This window comes from Alteromonas profundi (assembly GCF_010500865.1).
In the GTDB taxonomy this organism is placed as follows: domain Bacteria; phylum Pseudomonadota; class Gammaproteobacteria; order Enterobacterales; family Alteromonadaceae; genus Alteromonas; species Alteromonas profundi.
Genome location: NZ_JAAAWN010000064.1, coordinates 1 through 2838, shown reverse-complemented (window position 1 = coordinate 2838; position 2838 = coordinate 1). Strand labels below are relative to the sequence as shown.

Sequence of the window (2838 nt, the reverse complement as noted above, 5' to 3'; positions counted from 1 at the left end):
TTGATGCAGCTGGCACATAACAAACACATTATGTTCATTCGCTCCGCTCATTGGGACGCATACTCGCTGGCTGGCGCTTCGCGCAAGTTTAGCCAGCAAGTCTGCGCCCCATATGTGAAGCGTTATAAGGCGCCAGCCTAAACTACATTTGGCTTTATAAAAATCCTAGTGCAACTGCCCTCACCTGTTTTCATTAGCATCGCTCTGGCTTGTGGTAGGTTTAAATCCGCCGCTATCTACTCAAAGGTGGTGTAATAGGCGCTTTGCCTTTATGTTCTTATTTTCAGCCAGCAAGCGCCATTACACTCGATAGCTCAAATGGCGGCTAGCTTCTGTCAAATCAAAAACATCAGTGCATAGTCGTTTTGCTTGTTTGTGTTAATAATCAATCGTATGCTGGCTTCATCAGTTTTTAAACAGACCAAAGGAACTGGCTCTGCTTCTAACAAAGCGCTAAAGACCACTCCCTTCGGTCGCTCGGACGCATTTACGCGGGGCGGCTTCGCCATTATGCCCCACGCAACTGCGCCGCTTAGCTTAATGTTAGGCATCGGTTCAGCTCAAATGGATGAAATACGTATACATAAAGAATGGACCTTTTGGTCCTTTTTGTTCCTTACGATAGGAATTTTTGCTGTTATTAACGATACAGTCTTTGTATATGAAAGAGTAAAGGGCATTTATGAAGTATCTAGGTTAGAGGATTCATATTTATATTGGCTCTATACCACTATGTATTTAAATGCATTTATTTTCGGCTTGGTTTTGGCAGGGCAAGAGTATTACCCATATAAAATATGGAAGTTGATGTATCTCGGAAAAGGTAACAAAGTTAGATGTAACCAAGTCTTGTTTTACGGTTGCATATTAATTGTGTTTTTAGGTTTTACTTTTTTCATTGCCAAGCTCGCCAGTAATGCCTAACAAGCCAATAAACACACTCACTGCGTTCGCTGGGACGCATACAAGTGGGGCGGCTTCGCCATTATGCCCCACGTGCCTGCGCCCGTTATTGGAAAGTTAGCTGCCAAAATATGAATCAAGCTTATCTAGAAGTTCCAAACCTTTGTTTTTGTCTCCAGTAGCAGCAATCGCCTTAAATCTTACCTCAGTATCAAATTCAGCTATCGCTTGCGTAGACAATTCTTCTATCAATTTGTTTAAGCTCAGCTTTTTATGCGCTGCCAAAGCCTTCAATCGATTATGCTTATCGTCTGGTAAACGTACAGTTAAAGTGGACATATTAAATTCCTCTCAAATAATCTTCAGGCGCTAACACTTTCAAACCATCAAATTGTAATTCCGCATTTCTCAGGTCTTTTAGGTTATTCGTAATAATGCTCTCGGCATTTCCTGCCACTGCAAGCTCTATAAGAAAGTTATCGCCTTCATCTTTTAAATTTGGCCGCCACAAATAATGTATCTGCACCCATTCGCAAACACTAAAAAATGCTGCTAGCAACTCGCTCACTTCGTCCTCGGTAAGCGGGCACAATTCTTTAATTTTGTCTCGCTTGCTTACTGCTTCGTACTCCAAGAATAAGGTCGTGCTAATCAGCGGCTTTAAATCCCCCAACAAGCATTGCCTTATCACTTCTCGGGCTGGCCCTGTTTTGCCAATCAGGGCGCTAATAAGTACACTGGTGTCAATAACTACTTTATTCATAGATTATATGCTAGCGTATATGCTATCACTTTTCAATTTAACAATGGCAGCTAACAAACAAATTATGGCACTCGCTGTCGCTCGCTGGGACGCAAACACGTGCGCGGTTTCGCCATTATTGCACACGTGTTTGCGCCCCATATTTGGAAGTTAGGTGCTTCAAGTAAAACCATGTATCACAATTATTTTCAGGATTCTGAAGTAAAATCTGAATTTAAAAAGGAATTCATTTCCTTATGGTCTGGTTGGATCGGTGAAAACAACCAGTACAAACTGGATTCGGTCACTAAGCATGAGTGGCAAAGATTCCACAATTTCTTAGCTCTTTTAGAGAGTAAGTTTCAAATTCAAAAGGTAAATTGCAACACTGAAACTCTAACTAAAATTACCGATGTTTCAGCTATTCTTGATAGCTACGAACAGTCATTAAATAAAGACTCTTCACAGTTTTACCAGTTTGTAATTCCAGAACTAGAATGCATTATCTCAGAAGAATGGGATTACACCTATATTGTTTGGTATCGTGACAGCACAACGGTAGCGACTTTAGCTCCTTACATTAGAAAAGCAGGTCTGTGTCATTTTTCATAAACGCACCTAACAATCGCATAAACTCGCTCGCAAGCTCGCTGGGACAAAAACACGTAGGCTCCTTTCGCTTCGCTCAGTATTATAGCCTACGTATTTTTGCCCGTTATGTGGGCCGTTATGTGCCAAATTGAAAAAGGATAGTTTGCTATGAATACTATACGGATATTAGGCGTTATTTTAGGCTTAGTCTTTATGTCCATTTATGGCTATGTCTTTCTAACGGAGCATTTAGCTGCACTAGGAAGTGTATTAGGCTTTTTGGTAGGTATTTTGTTTATTCGTTTCGGCGTTACAGGTAAAGATTCGGTTCAGTCGCTGTTTAAAAAGTTAACTGGTCGTAGTTTTAGCAATGGCACATAACAAAAAAATTAAGTCACTCACTTTGTTCGCTGGGACGCAAACACGTGCGCGGCTTCGCCATTATTGCACACGTGTTTGCGCCCCATATTTGGAAGTTATGTAACTAAGGGAGATTTATGAAGTGCCCTCACTGTGAAAAAAATATTAGCATTTTCTCTAAAGCGTTAAATAAAGTTGGTAGAGAACGTCACTGTCCACACTGCAATAAACGGATAAAAATG

General features: G+C 40.9%; 5 protein-coding genes. 3 read left to right on the top strand and 2 right to left on the bottom strand.

Translation table 11 applies throughout. The annotated features are described in order from the left end of the window. The first annotated feature begins 393 nt into the window (after positions 1-393). Positions 394-924, top strand: a complete 531-nt coding sequence (locus GTH32_RS19565; protein WP_246223327.1) for a hypothetical protein — start codon at positions 394-396, stop codon at positions 922-924. 96 nt (positions 925-1020) lie between these two features. On the opposite strand, the gene GTH32_RS19050 is transcribed toward GTH32_RS19565, so the two are convergent. Both GTH32_RS19050 and GTH32_RS19045 read right to left on the bottom strand, forming a co-directional pair. Next, a complete protein-coding gene (locus tag GTH32_RS19050; protein ID WP_163088764.1) occupies positions 1021-1242 on the bottom strand; it encodes a toxin-antitoxin system HicB family antitoxin in 222 nt (73 codons plus the stop codon). A gap of 1 nt (position 1243) precedes the next feature. Further along, positions 1244-1666, bottom strand: a complete 423-nt coding sequence (locus GTH32_RS19045; protein ID WP_163088762.1) for a putative toxin-antitoxin system toxin component, PIN family — start codon at positions 1664-1666, stop codon at positions 1244-1246. Between the two features lie 99 nt (positions 1667-1765). Between GTH32_RS19045 and GTH32_RS19040 the strand changes: the two genes are divergently transcribed. Then, on the top strand, positions 1766-2257 hold the full coding sequence (locus GTH32_RS19040) for a hypothetical protein (protein WP_203565564.1): 492 nt from the start codon (positions 1766-1768) through the stop codon (positions 2255-2257). A 147-nt stretch (positions 2258-2404) separates the two neighbouring features. Further along, positions 2405-2617 carry a hypothetical protein gene (locus GTH32_RS19035; protein ID WP_163088760.1) on the top strand — a complete coding sequence of 71 codons (213 nt, stop codon included), beginning with the start codon at positions 2405-2407 and terminating at the stop codon, positions 2615-2617. Positions 2618-2838: the final 221 nt, after the last annotated feature.

Coding starts and splice junctions, on each gene's coding strand:
- GTH32_RS19565 (WP_246223327.1), top strand. CDS start 394: ATGCTGGCTTCATCAGTTTTTAAACAGACCAAAGGAACTGGCTCTGCT.
- GTH32_RS19050 (WP_163088764.1), bottom strand. CDS start 1,242: ATGTCCACTTTAACTGTACGTTTACCAGACGATAAGCATAATCGATTG.
- GTH32_RS19045 (WP_163088762.1), bottom strand. CDS start 1,666: ATGAATAAAGTAGTTATTGACACCAGTGTACTTATTAGCGCCCTGATT.
- GTH32_RS19035 (WP_163088760.1), top strand. CDS start 2,405: ATGAATACTATACGGATATTAGGCGTTATTTTAGGCTTAGTCTTTATG.